The sequence below is a fragment of the Bradyrhizobium sp. HKCCYLS3013 genome (genome assembly GCF_051167615.1).
Lineage (GTDB): Bacteria > Pseudomonadota > Alphaproteobacteria > Rhizobiales > Xanthobacteraceae > Bradyrhizobium.
Genome location: NZ_JBNPTK010000005.1, coordinates 238,363 through 255,475 on the forward strand (window position 1 = coordinate 238,363; position 17,113 = coordinate 255,475).

The following is a 17,113-nucleotide window of genomic DNA, read 5'->3' on the forward strand; positions in this document are numbered from 1 at the left end:
CTTGTTATGGGGCGGCAGCCGCGGCTAGAGTCGACAGCCATCCACAGCGAGACAAGAGGTCGCATGCCGCTCAATCTGCGCCAGATCGAGGTGTTCCGCGCGATCATGATGACAGGCTCGATCAGCGGCGCTGCGCGCCTGCTCTCGGTATCGCAGCCCGCGATCAGCCGGCTGCTGGCCTATACCGAGGATGGCCTCAAGCTCAAGCTGTTCGAGCGCATCAGCGGCCGGGTGCAGCCGACGCCGGAGGCCAAGCGGTTGTTCGCCGAGGTCGAGCACGTCCATCGCGGCGTCGCGCGCATCAACGACCTCGCCGACGAACTGCGCGCCGGCGGCACCGGCACCATCCGCGTGGTGGCGAGCCCGAGCGCGGGCCACGGCATGGTGCCGGAGGCACTGTCGCGGCTGCGCGGCCGCTTTCCAGATCTGCGCGTCGAGTTCGAATCGTTGACCCTGCTGGAGATCGTCGGCCGCGTCGGCACAGCCCGCGCCGATCTCGGCATCACTGTGCTGCCGGTCGACGAGCCGACAGTCGCGGTAGAGACGATCGCGGAGGGCGCGCTACACGTGATCATGCCGGCCGACCATGCCCTGACGAGGCTGCGCAGCATCAGGCCGAAGGACATGCTGCCCTATCCGCTGGTCGGCTTCGGCCCGCAGACGCCTTATGGTCACATCGTCACGTCGGCCCTGGCCGGCGGCCCGGAGCCAGCCACGATCGTGCGCTACACGCCCGACGCCTGCGCCATGGTGCGCGCCGGCGCCGGCCTCGCCGTCGTCGACGAGTTCGTGCTGCGCGGCCACGCCTGGCCCGACCTCGCGGCACGTCCCCTGGCGCCGAAGACGCCGATGCGCGCTTATCTGCTGACGCCGCGCTTCGAGCCGCTGTCACGGAATGCGGCGGCACTCGCGGATATCTTGCGGGGGCGTGATCGGAAGGGAGCGGCGACGAAGCGGTGAGTTACGGAAACGGCGTGACAGAGATGACAACCGGATTCCGTCATTTTTGTCACGAGCCGCTGCGTCGCAGATGGTGAGAGCCGAGCTATGGCGCCGACAGCAGTGCGCTCCCTCTCCCCGTCCTTACGTCCTTACGGGGAGAGGGAGCATACCGGTTCTTGCGGCGATGGTTCCGCTCAAACGATGAGAGACAAGTTGGCTCTATTTCTACGCCGCTAACCACCCGCCATCGACCGGCAGCACGATGCCGGTCGTGAACGACGCCTCGTCGCTCGCCAGGAACAGCGCGGCCGCCGCGACCTCGTCGGCCTCGCCAAAACGTTTCATGGCGTGGCGCTGGCGCGAGGCCTCGCGCACCGGCTCGGGATCGGCGTGGCGCGCGAAGCTCCGACGCAGCAGCGGCGTGTCGATTGCGCCGGGCGCCAGCGCGTTGACGCGGATGCCGTCGGTGGCGAAGTCCACCGCCATGGTGCGAGTCAGGCTGATGATCGCGCCCTTCGCGGCAATGTAGGCGCTGTTGCCCTTGCCGCCGGCGACCGCAAGCTGCGACGCCACGGTGATGATCGATCCGGATTTCTGCTGCTGCATGATCGGCACAGCGACCTTCGCCCACAGCCACGTGCCGCCGACATTGGCGCGGAACACCGCATCCCAATCCGCCGGATCGGTGGTGACGACGGTGCCGCCGCAGGAGAAGCCAGCCGCGGTCATCAGCACGTCGAGCCGGCCGCGCGCGGCGGCCACGCCCTCGACCGTCGCCTTGGCGAAGTCGGCATCGCCGACATCGCCGACATGGACGCTGCCATCGCCGCCCGCATTGCGCACCAGCGCCAGCGTCTCGTCGGCGCCGCCTTCATCGCGGTCGACCAGCGCAACGTATGCGCCCTCGCGCGCGAACATCACGGCACTGGCGCGGCCGATGCCGGAGCCGCCGCCGGTGATGACGGCGACCTTGGCCTTGAGCCTCATCTCAGTCTCTCCCGTACTGATCGAACCAGCGGCCGAAATGCTCGGCGGAAGCCGCGCAGTCGAAGCGCGCGCGCCAGCCGAACTCCTCGGCCAGCCGCGTCGTCGACAGCCGGCCGCGATTGGGCGCGAACACCGGCACCGTCGGCGTTTCCCCCTGCTCCTTGAGCCGGCAGGTGAATCCAGCTCGACCGGTCGCGAAGGCGCGGCCCCAGGTTTCGGCTGTGAACGTCGCCGCGTTGGAGATGTTGTAGAGCGCGTGCTGCGGCTTCTCAGCCTCCAACAGCAGACAGACAGCATCCGCGACGTCGACCGCGTAAACCCAGTCCTTGTCGCCCGGCTCGCTCAGCAGCGCAGGCTCGTTGCGCGCGCAGCAGGCGGCGATGAGCGCCTGCGGCGAGGGCGTGTCGCGCACGCCGCCGCCGCGCTCGAACGGGCCGAACACGGCGGACAGGCGCACGCTGATGACATCCGTCTTCCACAGATCGCTCAGCCGCGCGGCGACGCGCTCGGAGGCGAACTTGCTGATCGCATAGAGCGACACCGGCTCGCACGGCGTCGTCTCCTCCAGCACGGCAAAGCGCTGACCGCTCGCGCCATAGGACGCCGCCGAGGACAGGTTGATGACCCGGCGGATGCCGCTGCCGCGCGCCGCCCGCAGGATCGGCACCTGCGCCAGCAGATTGACCGCGAGGATGCGCTCGGGGTCGGCTGCATCGCGCTCGGCGCCCGCGGTGATCGCGGCGCCCATCACGACGGCATCGCAGCCTTTGCCGATCGCGGCCGCCACAGCGCTCGCATCGGTGACGTCGCCCTGCACCTGGTGCAGACGCTCACGATAGGGTTCAAACGCACGCTGCGCCGCCGCGGGCAGACCTGTTGCGTCGAAGATCGTCACGGCATGGCCGCGCTCCAGCAGGCCTTGCGCGATGTTGAGGCCGACGAAGCCGGCCCCGCCGAAGATCAGGACATGCATGCGAAAGACGCCTCCCCGAGGGCCTCATGGTTCGAGACGGCTGCTGACGCAGCCTCCTCACCATGAGGGAACACGGCTCGCGCGCCGCGAACCTCGCCCTCGCTCCTCATGCTGAGGAGGGCGCGTAGCGCCCGTCTCGAAGCACGAGGCCACCGGCCGACGTGTGCTCGCGCCCTCACAACAGCGTCGCCCCGAAATTCTGCTCGGGGTCCATGTCCGCTACCAGCCGCCCTGTCGGCTTCGCCGCCTCGCCGCCGCTGCGGGCGAGGAACTGGCCCGAGCCCGGCTGCACCGACAGCTTGCCGTCATCGACGATGACGCGGCCGCGCGACAGCACGGTCACCGGCCAGCCCTGCACGCTGCGCCCGGCGAACGGCGTGTAGCCGGCAAGGTCGTGCATGGCGGCATCGCTGATCGTGACGTGCTTGTCGGGATCCCACAGCGCGATGTCGGCATCGGCGCCGATCGCGATCGCGCCCTTCCGCGGATGCAGATTGTAGATCTTCGCCGGCGCCGTCGCCGTCAGCTCGACGAACTTGTTGAGGCCGAGCCGGCCCTTCGACACCATCGCGTCGAACAGCAGCGGCAGCCGCAGCTCCAGGCCCGGCAGGCCGTTGGCGATCTGCTTGAAGTTCGGGTTCGGACCGGCGCGCAGCTTGCCGGTTTCGTCGAAGCGATACGGCGCGTGGTCCGACGAGATCGTCTGCAAATCGCCCAGCGACAGCGCCTGCCACAGCGCCTCCTGGTCGGGCGCGCGGCGCGGCGGCGGGCTGCACATCCACTTCGCGCCCTCGATGCCGGGCTTGTCGAGATCATCAGCCGTCATGAACAGATATTGCGGACAGGTCTCCGCGAACACCTTCAGCCCCTGCCCGCGCGCATCGCGAATCACCTTGGCGCCTTCCGCGGTCGAGACGTGGAAGATCATGATCGGCTGATCGACCAGCGCCGCCATGCCGATCAGGCGGTTGAACGCCTCGGCCTCGGAGAAGCGCGCATGGCTGATGGCGTGGTATTTCGGCGCGGTGTAGCCGCGCGCCAGCAGCCGCTTCACCATCCATGAGATGATGCCGTGGTTCTCGGCATGCGCGCACAGCATCGCGCCGCCCTCGCGCGCGGCGACGAGGATGTCGAGCAGCGGCTCGTCGTCGATCTTGAGCCGGTCATAGGTCATGAAGATCTTGATCGAACCGTGCCCCTGCCGGATCAGCGCCGGCAGGTCGCGCTCCAAGGTCTCCTTGGTCGGATCGGCAATGATCATGTGGAACGCGTAGTCGATCACCGCGCCCTTGCGTGCCAGCGCGTGATAGTCCTCGAGCACCTGCGGCAGCTGCATACCGACATGCTGCGCGGCGAACGAGATCACGCTGGTGGTGCCGCCGAACGCGGCGGAGGTCGTCGCGCTCTCGAACGTGTCGGCATTGACGATGCCGGCAGCCGAGAGCTGCTCGATGTGGCAATGGCTGTCGACGCCGCCGGGCAGCACATATTTGCCGCGCGCATCGATCTCGCGCCTGGCGGGCCCGAGCCCGCGGCCGATCGCCGCGATCGTCTCGCCTGATACGGCGACATCGGCCTCGAACGTATCCGTGGTGGTGGCGACGCGCCCGCCCCGGATGATCAGGTCATAGGCCGGCTCGGTCATCGCGATCTCCTAGTTCTGTCAAATGGAACGCCGTCGACGCGAGATGGCCGCATCGGCCCCATTGCGTCAGCCGTGGCATAGTGATTGCCTGTCACGCGCCGTCAACACTGAAGAAGCAGGTAGCTCCCATGTCCCGCCCGCGCATCACCGTGATCAACCCGAACTCCAACCAGGTGGTCACCGACGGTCTCGCGGCGGCGCTCAAGCCGCTGATGTTCGCGGAGGGGCCCGAGATCGTCTGCGAGACACTGAAGGAAGGCCCCTACGGCATCGAGAGCCAGAAGGACGCGGACAGCGTCACTCTGCCGCTGCGACGCTTCGTCGAGGGCGACAACGCCTCCAGCGCCTTCGTGATCGCCTGCTACAGCGACCCTGGGCTGCATGTCTGCCGCGAGGCCACGGCACGGCCGGTGCTCGGCATCGCCGAATGCGGCGTGCTCACCGCGCTGACCCGCGCCGATACGTTCGGCGTGCTCGCCATCGCGCAGCGCTCGATCCGCCGCCACATCCGCTATCTCCGCCAGATGGGGCTGATGGACCGCCTCGCCGCCGAGCGTCCGCTCGACATGACGGTGGCCGAGACGGCATCTGGTGAAGGCACCTTGGCGAAGATGATCGCGGTCGGCCGCGCGCTGAAGGAGGAGGACGGCGCCGGCGCCATCGTGATGGGCTGCGCCGGCATGGCGCGGCATCGCAAGAACCTGGAGGACGCGCTGGGGATTCCGGTGATCGATCCGACCCAGGCTGCGGTGACCATGGCTCTGGGCGCGGTGGCGTTTGCCAGCTGAGCGCATTGTTTGGTGGCAACACTCGCGCGGCGACCTCGGTGCACCTCGCCCCGCTTGCGGGGAGAGGTCGGATTGCATCGTCAGATGCAATCCGGGTGAGGGGGACTCTCCGCACGTTCGGTGCGCGTGGCTGCCCCTCACCCCAACCCTCTCCCCGTAAGAACGGGGAGAGGGAGCGCACCGAGATCCGCGCGAGGATTTCGCCTACAAACTACAACATTGGGTCACTCCGGCGGCACTGCGCCGGTGCGGCTGGTGATGAGCCCGTAATGCTCGACCCGGCGATGCCGCCCGAAGTCGAAGATCGTCTCCTTGCCGAACCGTGTCGCATCGAGATCGCAAGGTACGACCAGCACCTCGTCGCCCTCCGTCAGCGCTTCCGCGACGATCTCGCCGTCGGGATTGACGATCAGGCTGCCGCCGATCAGGTGATGACCGTCCTCGACGCCAGCCTTCGCGACCGCCACGACCCAGCACGAGTTCTGATAGGCGCCGGCCTGCGCGGACAGCCGGTTGTGGAACAGGCGCTGCTGCAGTCCCTCCGCTGACTTCAGCGAATTCACCGACGGCGTGTTGTAGCCGATCAGCACCAGTTCGACGTCCTGCAGGCCCATGACCCGATAAGTCTCCGGCCAGCGGCGGTCGTTGCAGATCGCCATACCGATGATGCCGCCGAGATTGCGCCAGACGGGAAAGCCGAGATCGCCCGGCTCGAAATAGCGCTTCTCCAGATGCTGGTGGCTGCGCTCCGGTTCGAACTCCTCGTGGCCTGGCAGATGTACCTTGCGATACTTGCCGACGATGTTGCCGGCGCGGTCGGTGAGAACTGCCGTGTTGTAGTGATGCCCATCCGGCGTCAGCTCGGCATAGCCGAGATACATCGCGATGCCGTGCTGCGCTGCGCGGTCGAACAGCGGCTGCACCGCGGCGTTGGGCATCTCGCGCTCGAACCAGGCATCGACATCGGCCTGATCCTCCATGTACCAGCGCGGAAAGAACGTGGTGAGCGCCAGCTCCGGATAGACGATGAGATCAGCGCCCCTGCGCTTGGCCTCGTCCAGCAGCGCGATCATGCGCGTGACGACGGCCTCGCGGCTGTCGTCGCGCTGGATCGGCCCCATCTGGGCCGCGGCAACGTTGATGATGCGCATGATGGAACTCCACAATCAGTTCGTATATGCACCCTCTCCCCTTGTGGGAGAGGGCATGTATGACGTCTCGGCAAGCTCGGTTGGGTGAGGGGTCTTTCTCCACGAGCGGCACTCGTCGAACGAGACCCCTCACCCGACCGCGTACGCGGATGGCCGTACATGCCCTCTCCCACAAGGGGAGAGGGCGCTGCATCGGACAGCGCTGAGATGACCGGCGGCACCGAACCGATATCGAGAGAGCGGCGTGTGCCACTATGCCGAAAGTACCTGGTGCCGCCATCATCCCGGCCGATGCAGCACCGGGCGCGTGCGCGAGAACGACGGCCGCCCCCGCTTCAGGCCCCACAGCGGTTGCGCCAGCGTTGCGACCGCCTCGGTCGGATCGGCGGCATCGATGCAGACGAGATCGGCCGGCGCGCCGACGGTGATGCCGTAGTTGCCGAGCCGCATCAGCTTCGCCGCATCATGGGTCACCATGTCGAGGCAGCCGGCGAGATGGTCAGGGCGCGAGACGTGGCAGACATTGGCGTAGAGGTTGGCCATCCGGATCAGCGAGCCGTCGCCATAGGGCGTGAACGGGTTGAGCACGTTGTTGGTCGAGAGCGAGCAGGTCACGCCCCTCTCGCGCAACGGCTCCAGCGGGACCACGCCGCGCGGGATCGCATGATCCTGCCGCCGTCCCATCAGATGCAGGTCGGTCGAGGGCAGCACGGTCACGGCGACACCGGCATTGGCGAGCTGCGCGGCGATCGCGTTGAAGCGTTCCGGCGGCAGCAGCGACAGCTGCGTGACATGGCCGACAGCGACGCGCCCGCCCCACTTGTACTCCTCGGTCTTGCGGCAGACATATTCGATCTGCATGTGGTCGAGCGTCTCGGCGAGATCGAGATGCATGTCGATGTCGACGTCGTGTTCGCGCGCGATCGCGAAGATGCGGTCGATCTGCGCCGGCGGGTTGGTGTCGAAATACGGGGCGGCGCCGATGGTGCGCGCGCCACGACGCAGTCCTTCGATCAGCAGCTCCTCGGTGCCCGGATAGTTCGTCAGGCCTTCCTGCGGGAACACGCAGATCTCGAGATCGAGCGCCCAGTCGTAGTCGCGCGCGAGCTGTTGGATGGCTTCGAACGCGATGAAGCCGATGCCGGGATCGAGCTCGACATGGGTGCGCATCCGCATCGTGCCATGGCTGACGCAGCGCTCAACGGTCTGCTTCGCCCTGGCATAGACATCCTCCGGCGTGAAGTTGCGCTTGGCCGCCGCGGTCTCCCGCACCGCCTCGGCGACTGTCCCCTCCCGGATGCTGCAGCGGTCGAGGATGCAGGTCTTGTCGAGGTGGATATGGGTCTCGATGAAGCCGGGCACGACGAGACAATGTTCGGCGTCGCGCTCCTCCACCTCGGCCGGCAGCGCGGACTCGATGGCGGCGATGCGGCCTTTGGAAATTCCGATATCGGCGCGGCGCAGCTCGCCCTGCTGCGCCAGCACCGCGTTGCGAATGATCAGGTCCATGCCGCCTTTGCCGCCGAAGACTCCCTACGCGCGCCAAGCTGGCGGCGTCGCGTCCAAAAGGCAAGCGCCATGCCAGCGGGCGAGGCCGCGCTGCATTGCAAGCCGGCCGTCGTCACCATTCGTTTACAAATAGATGCCGCCCGGGATACCCTTGTTTGCTGCAGAAAAACTGCTATATTGATGCATGGAAAACGTGAACGCGTTCTGCTCAGGCCCGTCGTCAAGGCGGGCCGTTGCCGTTTTGGGGGTGGCTGTCCGATGACTCGCTCCAACCGCACGGATCATATCCGCCTGACCTCGCACCCGGTGCCAGGCGCCAAGCATAATTTCCCGCTCCACTGGGGCGCCGAGACCGCACGCGAGCGCGGGCCGATCATCGGCACCGTGTCGCGGCCGCAGGACCGCAACGTGATCGGCAGCCATGGTGGCTCCTACACGGTCTACCGCGCGCTCGCGGTATCATCCGGTGCGCTCGATCCGATCCGCCGCCCCGATCTCACCAACACCCATCCCGCCGCCACGATCGGCCCGTTCGCGCAGTGGCGCGATCCGGCGAAGATCGTCGCGCTCGATCCCTGGGGCCATCTGGTGGCCGAGAATTTCGGCGGCGAGATCGCGGAAGGAATCGATATCCGGCCGACCATCGCCGTGACCAAGGCACGCATCGAGCTCCCCGAGCTGCATGCAGCGCTCGCGGCCAAGCGCCTCGTCCATGACGGCGACGTCGTGCATGCCAATGGCAGCGTCTCGGTGGTGAAGGTCGCGATCGACCCGGTGTGGTATCTGCCCGGCGTCGCCGCGCGCTTCGGCACCAGCGAGACCAGTCTGCGCCGCGGCCTGTTCGAGCAGACCGGCGGCATGTATCCGGAGCTGGTGACGCGGCCCGACCTGCAGGTGTTCCTGCCGCCGATCGGCGGCACCACGGTCTATCTGTTCGGCGACGTCACCAAGCTGAACGAGCCCCGCACCAAGATCACCTGCCGCGTGCATGACGAGTGCAACGGCTCCGACGTGTTCGGCTCCGACATCTGCACCTGCCGCCCCTATCTGATTCACGGCATCGAGGAATGCGTTGCGGCGGGACAGAACGGCGGGCTCGGCATCATCGTCTACAACCGCAAGGAAGGCCGCGCGCTCGGCGAGGTGACGAAGTTCCTGGTCTACAACGCACGCAAGCGCCAGGAGGACGGCGACGCCGCAGCGGCCTATTTCGAGCGCACCGAATGCGTCGCCGGCGTGCAGGACGCCCGGTTCCAGCAGTTGATGCCCGACGTCATCCACTGGCTCGGCATCAAACGCATCGACCGCTTCATCTCGATGAGCGACATGAAGCACGACGCGCTGGTGGGCCAAGGCGTCGACATCGTCGAGCGCGTGCCGATCCCGGACGAGCTGATTCCCGCCGACGCCCATGTCGAGATCGCGGCCAAGAAGGCGGCCGGCTATTTCTCGCTGGAGCCGCAGAAACCCGAGGCGCTCGGCGACACCGTCGGCCGCCCGCTCGAGAAGTACTGAGCGCAGCAGCAGATCATGGACGACGTCTCATATCTCCTGTCGGCCCGCGCCGTGCGCGAGCGGTCGCATCAGCTGCTTGCGCTCGGTCTCGCCGACAAGCTGCCGCATTTCCGCATCGACATCGCCCGGCTCGACGCGATCGCCGACGTCGTGCTCGATGTGACCCGCAAGGCCTATCCCGACGGCGAGGTGCCGTTCCACTCGCGCTGGCGGCATTTCGTGGTCGGTGGTGTCGATCGCTGGGCCGCGATCGCCGACAAAGTGAATTGGCCGAATGCGGCGTCGCGGGCGCGCGCCGAGTTCGATCTCGCCATCGCGAGCGTGCTGCTCGACGCCGGCGCCGGCGCGGCGTGGCGCTATCATGACGAAGCCAGCGGCTTCAGCATCGGCCGCTCCGAAGGGCTGGCGCTGGCCAGCCTCGAGATGTTCGCAAGCGGCGCGTTCTCGTCCAATGCGAGCGATCCGCTGCGGGCCGATGCGGCGAGGCTCAGGCAGCTCACGGTCGCGGATCTCGAACGCGGTTTTCAGGTCGGCGCCGACAATCCGCTGGTCGGGCTCGAGGGGCGCGTGGAGTTGCTACGGCGGCTAGGCGCGGTCGTGGCGGCAAGTCCCGAGGTCTTCGGCGCGAAGGACGGTCCGCGGCCGGGTGGCCTGTTCGATCGGATGGCCGCTGGCGGCCGCATAGAGGCCCCTTCGATTTTGCAGCAGGTGCTGCGTCAGCTCGGCCCGATCTGGCCGTCACGCCTGACGCTGCACGGCACGGCGCTCGGCGATTGCTGGCGGCATCCATCATTGATCACCGATGACGCGACCACCGGTCTCGTCCCGCTGCACAAGCTGTCGCAATGGCTGAGCTATTCGCTGATCGAACCGCTGCAGCGCGCCGGCCTGGTGGTGGACAACATCGACGGCCTCACCGGCCTCGCCGAATACCGCAATGGCGGCCTGTTCGTCGACGGCGGCGTGCTGAGCTTGCGCGATCCCGCCGATGCCGCGCGCGCCCATGAGGTCGATTCTCCGCTGGTGGTAGAATGGCGCGCGTTGACCGTCGCCCTGCTCGACCGGCTGGCCGAACTGATCCGCCGGCGCACCGGCCAGACCGCGGAGCAGCTACCGCTGGCGCGCATCCTCGAAGGCGGCAGCTGGGCCGCGGGCCGCAAGCTCGCCTTCGCCCGCCGCCCGGACGGTTCGCCGCCGCTGACCATCCTCACCGACGGCACGGTGTTTTAAGGGGTTTGGGCCTGAGGTCGCCGACCTCGCGGTTCCGTCATTGCGAGCAAAGCGGGAAGGACGTCTGGATTGCTTCGTCGCTTCGCTCCTCGCCATGACGAAACTGATCAGTTGCGCGTACGGTGGGCAAAGCGCAGCGTGCCCACCATTCCAAGCTGAGCTAAGATCGCGGTGGGCACGGCGCGTCGCGCCTTTGCCCACCCTACGCTTCGGAGATGAAAGCCATGGAAGGCGTCACGGTCGTCGATCATCCGCTGGTGCAGCACAAGCTGACCCTGATCCGCGACAAGTCGATCTCGACCAAGTCGTTCCGCGAGCTCTTGAAGGAGATCGGCATGCTGCTCTGCTACGAGGTCACGCGCGACCTGCCGCTGACCGAGGTCGAGGTCGAGACGCCGCTGGCGCGGATGCAGTCGGCCAAGATCGCCGGCAAGAAGCTGGTGTTCGTGCCCGTGCTGCGCGCCGGCGTCACCTTCGTCGACGGCATGCTCGATCTGGTGCCGACCGCTCGCGTCGCCCATATCGGCCTGTACCGCGAGCCGCAGACGTTCACCGCAGTCGAGTACTTCTTCAAGGCGCCGTCCGACCTGCAGGAGCGCCTGGCCGTCGTCGTCACCCCGGTGCTCGCGACCGGCAACAGCGCCGTCGCCGCGGTCGACCGGCTCAAGGAGCGCGGCGCCAAGGATATCCGCATGGTTTGCATGATCGCAGCTCCGGAGGGCGTCGAGCGCGTCCGCGGCCTGCATCCGGATGTCGCCCTGTGGACCGCCGCGATCGATGAAGGCCTCGACGACGACGCCTTCATCGTCCCCGGCCTCGGCGACGCCGGCGACCGCGCATACGGGACCAGGTAGTCCCGCTCAGCCGGCGAAGGCGGCCTGCGCCTCGGGCAGCGCCCAGATCTTCTCGATCGCCGCCGCGCCGGCCGCCGTGATCGCCGCCTCGTCACCATGCAGATAGTGGCCGTCGTGGATCAGCAGCCGGCCATCGATCATCACCTGGTCGATGTTGGCGCGGTTGGCGAGCGCGATCAGGCCGCGGCGCGGGTCATGTAGCGGCCGAAGATGTGGATGCGTCATGTCGACGACGGTGAGGTCGGCGGTCGCCCCCGCCGCGAGGACGCCGAGATCGTCGCGCTTAATCATGGCGGCGGCCGTCGTGGTGACGGCGTCGATCAATTCCGGCGCGCTCGCCGTCTCGGCGCTTCCCAGCGCGATCTTCGAGATCATCGACGCCGCGTTGAGCTCGCCGAGCAGATCCATGTTGTAGCCGTCGGTGCCGACCGCGGTGCGTACGCCGTGCGCGGCGAAGCGGCCGAAGGCGGCGGTGACGCCGGCGCGCGCGAACACGCGCGGGCAGTTCAGCACGCCGGCGCCGCGCGCCGCCATCAGCGCGAGGTCGGCATCGGTCGAGGCATGGCAGTGCGCGGCCAGCAGATCGGGACCGAGCAGGCCGAGCCAGTCGAGATATTCGGCCGGCGTGCGGCCGCCATGGCGCTGCGCAATCGTCGCGACTTCGCCTGGGCTCTGCGCCATGTGCGTCGTGATGGGAACGTCGAGCTCGCGCGCCCGGCTCGCGGCCGCGCGCAAGAGATCCGGCCCGCAGGTATCCGTCGCGTGCGGGCTCATCGCGAGCCGGATGCGGCCGTCGCCCTGCCCGTGCCAGCGCTGATGCAGCGCGTTCCAGGTCGCCATGTCGGCTTCGCCGTCGTCACCGGCATAGTGCACGGTGCCCGAGGCATCCGCCTTGGCGTCCGAGGTCGAGAACAGATAGGGCGCGCCGTAGAAGCGCAGGCCCATCTCGAATGCCGCATCGAACAGCTCCGGGATGGCGTTGCGGAACGGCTCCATCACCGTGGTCGCGCCGCCCTTCAGGAGCTGCAGCACGCCCATGCGGCCGATCGCCAAGCGCTCCTCCGCGGTGAGTATCTCCGCGCCGCGCTTGGACAGCGGCAGCAGCACCGTATAGACGATGCTCTTGTTGTTGCGGCGGCCGTTGCCGTCCTCGGTCAGCGTCCGCGCGATCGCCTCGCTGAAGATGTGGTTGTGCAGGTTCAACAGCCCCGGCAGCACGAATCGGCCCGGACGATCGAACACCTCGTCCGCCGCCGGCCTGTCGCGCGTCACGGCCGCGATGCGCCTGCCCTCGACCAGCACCCAGTGATCGCGCAGCACGTCCTGCGCGCCGTCCCTGCGCGTCAGCACATAGCTGCCGAAGATCGCGGTCGTGCTCATGCGCTCTTCGCTTCCGCCGCCTCTTGACGCTGGTAGTTCGCGGCGATCTCGGCGCCGGTCGTGATCCAGACGTCCTGGCACGATTTGGCGTAGGTCAGGAACTCGCGCAGCAGGCGGAAGCGCATCGGCCGGCCCGAGACCTGCGGATGCAGCACGGTCGTCACCATCGCGCCCCAGTCGCGGACTTCGTCCAGCTCATCCTTCCACATCGACAGCACGTGCTCCTTCGGAAAGATCGAGCGCGGCGAGAACCGCGCCGACAGGCCGTGCATCCAGTCGTCATAGCTCGCGGTCACCGGGATCTCGATCGTGCCCGGCCTGCCGTCGGCGAGGCAATGGCGATAGGGCCTGACGTCGTCGCGGAACGACGAGGTGTAGACGATTCCCTGGCGCACCAGCGCTATCCGCAGCTCCTCGCAGAACTCGCCGAACGGCGCGCGGTAGCCGATCGGCCGGATGCCGAGCCGGCGCTGGATCGCCTCGAAGCCGCGCTCGATCTCCTCGACGATGAAGGGATCGCCCGGATCGGGCAGCAGATGGTGATAGCCGTGATGGCCGATCTCGTGGCCCGCCTTCAGCACGGCCTCCGCCATCGCCGGATGCGCATCGACCGCCCATCCCGTGATGAAGAACGTCGCCTTGAGATCGAGCTCGGCGAGCAGCTCGAGCAGCTTCGGCGTGCCGACGCGCGCCTCGTAGCCGCCGAAGCTCATCGTGACCAGGCGCGCGGCGTGCGCCGGATCCTTCGACGTCCAGGCGCTCTCGGCGTCGATGTCGAACGACAGGAACATCGCCGCTCTGTACGGCGCAGGCCATGGATAGTCCGGCGCCGGCGGCGCAGTGTTGGCGGGAACGACCGGGATCCCCGCGAGCGCCTTACTGTCCAGCATTGATCAGCACCTTCTCGATTCCGTTGTCGCTGAGCTTCCACTTCGCCAGAAGCGCCTTGTAGCTGCCGTCGGCGATCAGGCCCTCCAGCGCAGCGTGCAGCGCGCCACGGAGCTCGTCCGCCTTCACCGGCGTCGCGAGTCCGGTATATTGCAGCGCGATCATCTCGCCGACCGGCGCGTAGGCGTTCGGCTCGAGGTCCATGATGTAGGGCAAGGTCTCGTTGCCCTGCACGGCGGCATCGATGCGGCCCTGCTTCAATTGCGTCCGCGCGTCGGCCGAGCCTTCAGTGCCGACGAACTGGATCGGGCTTGATCCGCAGTTCTTCTCGCTCCAGGCCGCGATCTGGTCCGGAAACTTGGTGCGCCTGGAGGCGCCGACCTTCCTGCCGCACAGCGCGGTCGGCTCCTTGAGCTCGGACGCGCGCGACGCCTGCACGAAGAAGCGCGGGCCGCTGCGCAGATAATCGATGAAGGTCGCGGTGTCCTGCCGGCTCTTGTAGTCGGTCATGCCGGTCAGGATGATGTCGAAACGCTGCGTGGCGAGGCCCGGCATCAACTGGTCGAAGCTCGTCTCCTGCCAGACAGCCTTGACGCCGAGCTTCTTGGCCAGCGCCTCGCCGAGCTCGACATCGAAGCCGGTCAGGGTCGATGTGGCCGGATCCTTGAACTCCATCGGCGGATAGTTCGGCACCACCGCGATGCGCAGGCCGTTCTGCTTGATCTCGGCCGGCAGTTCGGCGGCGAGAGCCGTGCCCGCCACGGCGGCGCTCATGAGTCCAGCCAACACGATCCACTTCAAATCCATCACCTCACCCCACTTCCGCTGCCAGAAACGCTCTTGTTCTCGCCTCGCGCGGCGCGCGCAGCACCTCGCGGGCCGGGCCGCTCTCCACGATCACGCCCTGGTCCATATAGACCACCCGGTCGGCGACCTCGCGCGCAAAGCCGAGCTCATGCGTCACCACCAGCATGGTCATGCCGGATGTCGCGAGCTCCTTCATCACGGCAAGCACCTCGCCGACCAGCTCCGGATCGAGCGCCGAGGTCGGCTCGTCGAACAGCACCAGCCGCGGCTTCATCGCAAGCGCCCGCGCAATCGCGACGCGCTGCTGCTGGCCGCCCGACAATTGTGACGGATAGGAGCCCGCCTTGTCGGCGAGGCCGACCCGGCGCAGCAGCGCCATCGCCTCGTCCTTCGCCTCGGCCGGCCTGCGCCTCTGCACCTGCACCGGCCCCTCGATGACGTTCTCCAGCGCCGTCATGTGCGGAAACAGGTTGAAGCGCTGGAACACCATGCCGCAGGCGAGCCGCTGCCGCGCGATCTCGCGCTCCGACAGCCGGTGCAGCCGGCCGTCCTGCTCGCGGAAGCCGAGCAGCGCGCCGTCGAGCCAGATGCCGCCGCTGTCGGCCGTGGTCAACTGGTTGACGCAGCGGAGCAAGGTGGTCTTGCCGGAACCGGATTGCCCGATCAGGCAAACCACCTCGCCCTCGAAGACGTCGAGCGAGACCTGCTTCAGCGCCTGAAATTCACCGAAGCGCTTGCTCAGTTGGCGGATGGCGACCAGCGGCCTCATCAGCGGCCGCCTCGCGCGATGCCGCGGGCAAAGCGGCGTTCGAGCAGCATCTGCAGCGGCGTGAGGATCGAGACCACGAGCAGATACCACAGGCCGGCGACGATCAGGAGCTCGATGACGCGCGAATTGGCGTAGTAGATGTTCTCGGCCGAGTGCAGCACCTCCGGATACTGGATCACGCTGGCGAGCGAGGTCGCCTTGACCAGGCCGATGAACTCGTTGCCGAGCGGCGGGATCACCACGCGCATCGCCTGCGGCAGAATGATCCGGCGCAGCGCCTGCAATCGTCCCATGCCGATCGCCTGCGCCGCCTCGTATTGCCCGATATCGACCGACAGCAGGCCCGCGCGCATCACCTCGGACGTGTAGGCGCCCTGGTTGATGCCGAGCCCGAGCAGCGCGGCCAGGAACGGCGTCATCACATCGACCGCGCGCGCGCTCCACAGGCCGGGAATGCCGATGGTTGGAAACACCAGCGCCAGATTGAACCACAACAACAACTGGAGGATCAGCGGCGTGCCGCGGAACAGCCAGGTGTAGCCGGCGGCGACCGACCGCAGCACCGGATTGGGCGACAGCCGCATGATCGCAACGACGACGCCGAGCGCGATTCCGAGCATCATCGCCAGGACCGCCATGACCATCGTGTTGACGATGCCGCGCAGGATCACCGGCGCCGTCAGGAAGCGTTCGACGAACACCCACTCGATCTGCCCCTTGGCGAAGGCCCGCCCGATCGCGACGAGGACGACGACGATGACAGCGGCCGCGAGCCAGCGGCCCCAATGCGCCTGCCGCGCAATCCCGTGTCCGGACAGATCCGGGAAGCCGTCGGCCAGGGCCTCGCTGCGGCTCATTGCGGCGCCGCGTTGAGCATGGGCTCGCGGACCGCATTGGCCCCGAGCCCCCATGTGTCCAGGATGGCCTTGTAGCTGCCGTCGGCGATCATCGCCTTGAGCTGCTCGGTCACCACTTCACGCAGCGCGGCATCATCCTTGCGGAACATGATGCCCTGGTAGCCGAAGGCGATGGGCTCGCCGACGATGCGATACTTGCCGGCCTCCTGCGACTGCGCATAGGGCAAAGTCTCGCTGCCCTGCACGGCAGCATCGATGCGGCCCTGCTTGAGCTGATTGCGGACATCGATCGAGTTCTCCCCCGGCGCATATTGCGCGGCGGGCTTCCCTGCGGCCTCGCAACTGGCCTTGCTCCATTTCTCGATCTCCTGCGGGAAGCTGGTCGAGCGCGTGGTGCCGATCTTCCGGCCGCACAGATCGGTCGCGGCCTTGGCATCGCTGTCCGCCAGCACGAAGAACTGCGGACCGGTGACGAGATAGTCGACGAAATCGGCGGTCTCGCGCCGCGACGCACGATCCGAGATGCCGGAGATGATGAAGTCGGCGCGCTTCGTCTGCAGCGACGGAATGAGCTCGGCGAACGGCGTCTCGCTCCAGACGATCTTGACGCCGAGGCGCTTCGCCAGCGCGTTGGCGAGGTCGATGTCGAGACCCTTCAGCTCGTTGGTGGCGGGGTCGTGATATTCCATCGGCGCGTAGGTCGAGTTGACCGTGAGCTTGAGCACGCCAGCCTGCTTGATCTCAGCGGGCAGCTCCGCCGCCCCCGCCGCAGCAAACGAGGCGAGGATGACGAGACCTGCAAACAACGAACGGCGCAT

At 67.5% G+C, this 17,113-nt stretch carries 16 protein-coding genes; 5 read left to right on the forward strand and 11 right to left on the reverse strand.

The features are described 5' to 3' along the window. The first annotated feature begins 63 nt into the window (after positions 1–63). Positions 64–960, forward strand: a complete 897-nt coding sequence (locus ACQR1F_RS12020; RefSeq protein ID WP_315804450.1) for a LysR family transcriptional regulator — start codon at positions 64–66, stop codon at positions 958–960. A gap of 207 nt (positions 961–1,167) precedes the next feature. Here the strand turns inward: ACQR1F_RS12020 and ACQR1F_RS12025 are convergent, their stop codons facing one another. The 3 genes from ACQR1F_RS12025 to hydA all read right to left on the reverse strand — a co-directional run bounded on the left by ACQR1F_RS12025 (position 1,168) and on the right by hydA (position 4,547). Next, entirely contained in the window at positions 1,168–1,929 is a 762-nt protein-coding gene (locus ACQR1F_RS12025) for an SDR family oxidoreductase (protein ID WP_434913078.1), read from the reverse strand. A gap of 1 nt (position 1,930) precedes the next feature. Further along, positions 1,931–2,902 (reverse strand): NAD-dependent epimerase/dehydratase family protein, encoded by a 972-nt coding sequence (locus ACQR1F_RS12030; RefSeq protein ID WP_434839155.1) that lies wholly within the window; start codon positions 2,900–2,902, stop codon positions 1,931–1,933. Positions 2,903–3,077: 175 nt separating this feature from the next. After that, positions 3,078–4,547 carry a dihydropyrimidinase gene (hydA, locus tag ACQR1F_RS12035; protein ID WP_434913079.1) on the reverse strand — a complete coding sequence of 490 codons (1,470 nt, stop codon included), beginning with the start codon at positions 4,545–4,547 and terminating at the stop codon, positions 3,078–3,080. A gap of 128 nt (positions 4,548–4,675) precedes the next feature. Here hydA and ACQR1F_RS12040 point away from each other — a divergent pair, with 128 nt between their 5' ends. Then, entirely contained in the window at positions 4,676–5,335 is a 660-nt protein-coding gene (locus ACQR1F_RS12040) for an aspartate/glutamate racemase family protein (protein ID WP_315804446.1), read from the forward strand. A gap of 224 nt (positions 5,336–5,559) precedes the next feature. Here ACQR1F_RS12040 and ACQR1F_RS12045 read toward each other — a convergent pair whose 3' ends face one another. After that, the gene (locus ACQR1F_RS12045; protein ID WP_434913080.1) at positions 5,560–6,486 is read right to left on the reverse strand and encodes an N-carbamoyl-D-amino-acid hydrolase; all 927 of its coding nucleotides are present in this window, start codon (positions 6,484–6,486) and stop codon (positions 5,560–5,562) included. A 279-nt stretch (positions 6,487–6,765) separates the two neighbouring features. After that, a complete protein-coding gene (locus tag ACQR1F_RS12050) occupies positions 6,766–7,995 on the reverse strand; it encodes an amidohydrolase family protein (protein WP_434913081.1) in 1,230 nt (409 codons plus the stop codon). A gap of 258 nt (positions 7,996–8,253) precedes the next feature. Here ACQR1F_RS12050 and ACQR1F_RS12055 point away from each other — a divergent pair, with 258 nt between their 5' ends. From ACQR1F_RS12055 to upp, 3 genes are all read left to right on the forward strand, one after another. Continuing rightward, positions 8,254–9,510: a GTP cyclohydrolase II gene (locus ACQR1F_RS12055; RefSeq protein ID WP_434913082.1), complete on the forward strand. Its 1,257-nt coding sequence runs from the start codon at positions 8,254–8,256 to the stop codon at positions 9,508–9,510. A gap of 15 nt (positions 9,511–9,525) precedes the next feature. Further along, on the forward strand, positions 9,526–10,740 hold the full coding sequence (locus ACQR1F_RS12060) for a URC4/urg3 family protein (RefSeq protein ID WP_434913083.1): 1,215 nt from the start codon (positions 9,526–9,528) through the stop codon (positions 10,738–10,740). Between the two features lie 224 nt (positions 10,741–10,964). Beyond that, complete coding sequence (gene upp / locus ACQR1F_RS12065; protein WP_316238412.1) at positions 10,965–11,594, forward strand: uracil phosphoribosyltransferase; 630 nt, start codon at positions 10,965–10,967, stop codon at positions 11,592–11,594. A 6-nt stretch (positions 11,595–11,600) separates the two neighbouring features. Here the strand turns inward: upp and ACQR1F_RS12070 are convergent, their stop codons facing one another. Genes ACQR1F_RS12070 through ACQR1F_RS12095 form a run of 6 tightly spaced genes read right to left on the reverse strand, consistent with a single transcriptional unit; the run spans position 11,601 to position 17,113 of the window. Continuing rightward, entirely contained in the window at positions 11,601–12,974 is a 1,374-nt protein-coding gene (locus tag ACQR1F_RS12070; RefSeq protein WP_434913084.1) for an amidohydrolase family protein, read from the reverse strand. Next, positions 12,971–13,864 (reverse strand): polysaccharide deacetylase family protein, encoded by an 894-nt coding sequence (locus ACQR1F_RS12075; protein WP_434913085.1) that lies wholly within the window; start codon positions 13,862–13,864, stop codon positions 12,971–12,973. The genes ACQR1F_RS12070 and ACQR1F_RS12075 overlap by 4 nt, the downstream gene beginning before the upstream one ends. Then, a complete protein-coding gene (locus tag ACQR1F_RS12080; protein WP_434913086.1) occupies positions 13,851–14,669 on the reverse strand; it encodes an ABC transporter substrate-binding protein in 819 nt (272 codons plus the stop codon). The genes ACQR1F_RS12075 and ACQR1F_RS12080 overlap by 14 nt, the downstream gene beginning before the upstream one ends. A 4-nt stretch (positions 14,670–14,673) precedes the next feature. Then, positions 14,674–15,441, reverse strand: coding sequence for an amino acid ABC transporter ATP-binding protein (locus ACQR1F_RS12085; RefSeq protein ID WP_316178444.1), 768 nt, complete (start codon positions 15,439–15,441; stop codon positions 14,674–14,676). Next, the gene (locus ACQR1F_RS12090) at positions 15,438–16,295 is read right to left on the reverse strand and encodes an amino acid ABC transporter permease (protein WP_315804438.1); all 858 of its coding nucleotides are present in this window, start codon (positions 16,293–16,295) and stop codon (positions 15,438–15,440) included. Before ACQR1F_RS12090 ends, ACQR1F_RS12085 begins: the two co-directional genes overlap by 4 nt. Continuing rightward, a complete protein-coding gene (locus tag ACQR1F_RS12095; RefSeq protein WP_316177927.1) occupies positions 16,292–17,113 on the reverse strand; it encodes an ABC transporter substrate-binding protein in 822 nt (273 codons plus the stop codon). The genes ACQR1F_RS12090 and ACQR1F_RS12095 overlap by 4 nt, the downstream gene beginning before the upstream one ends.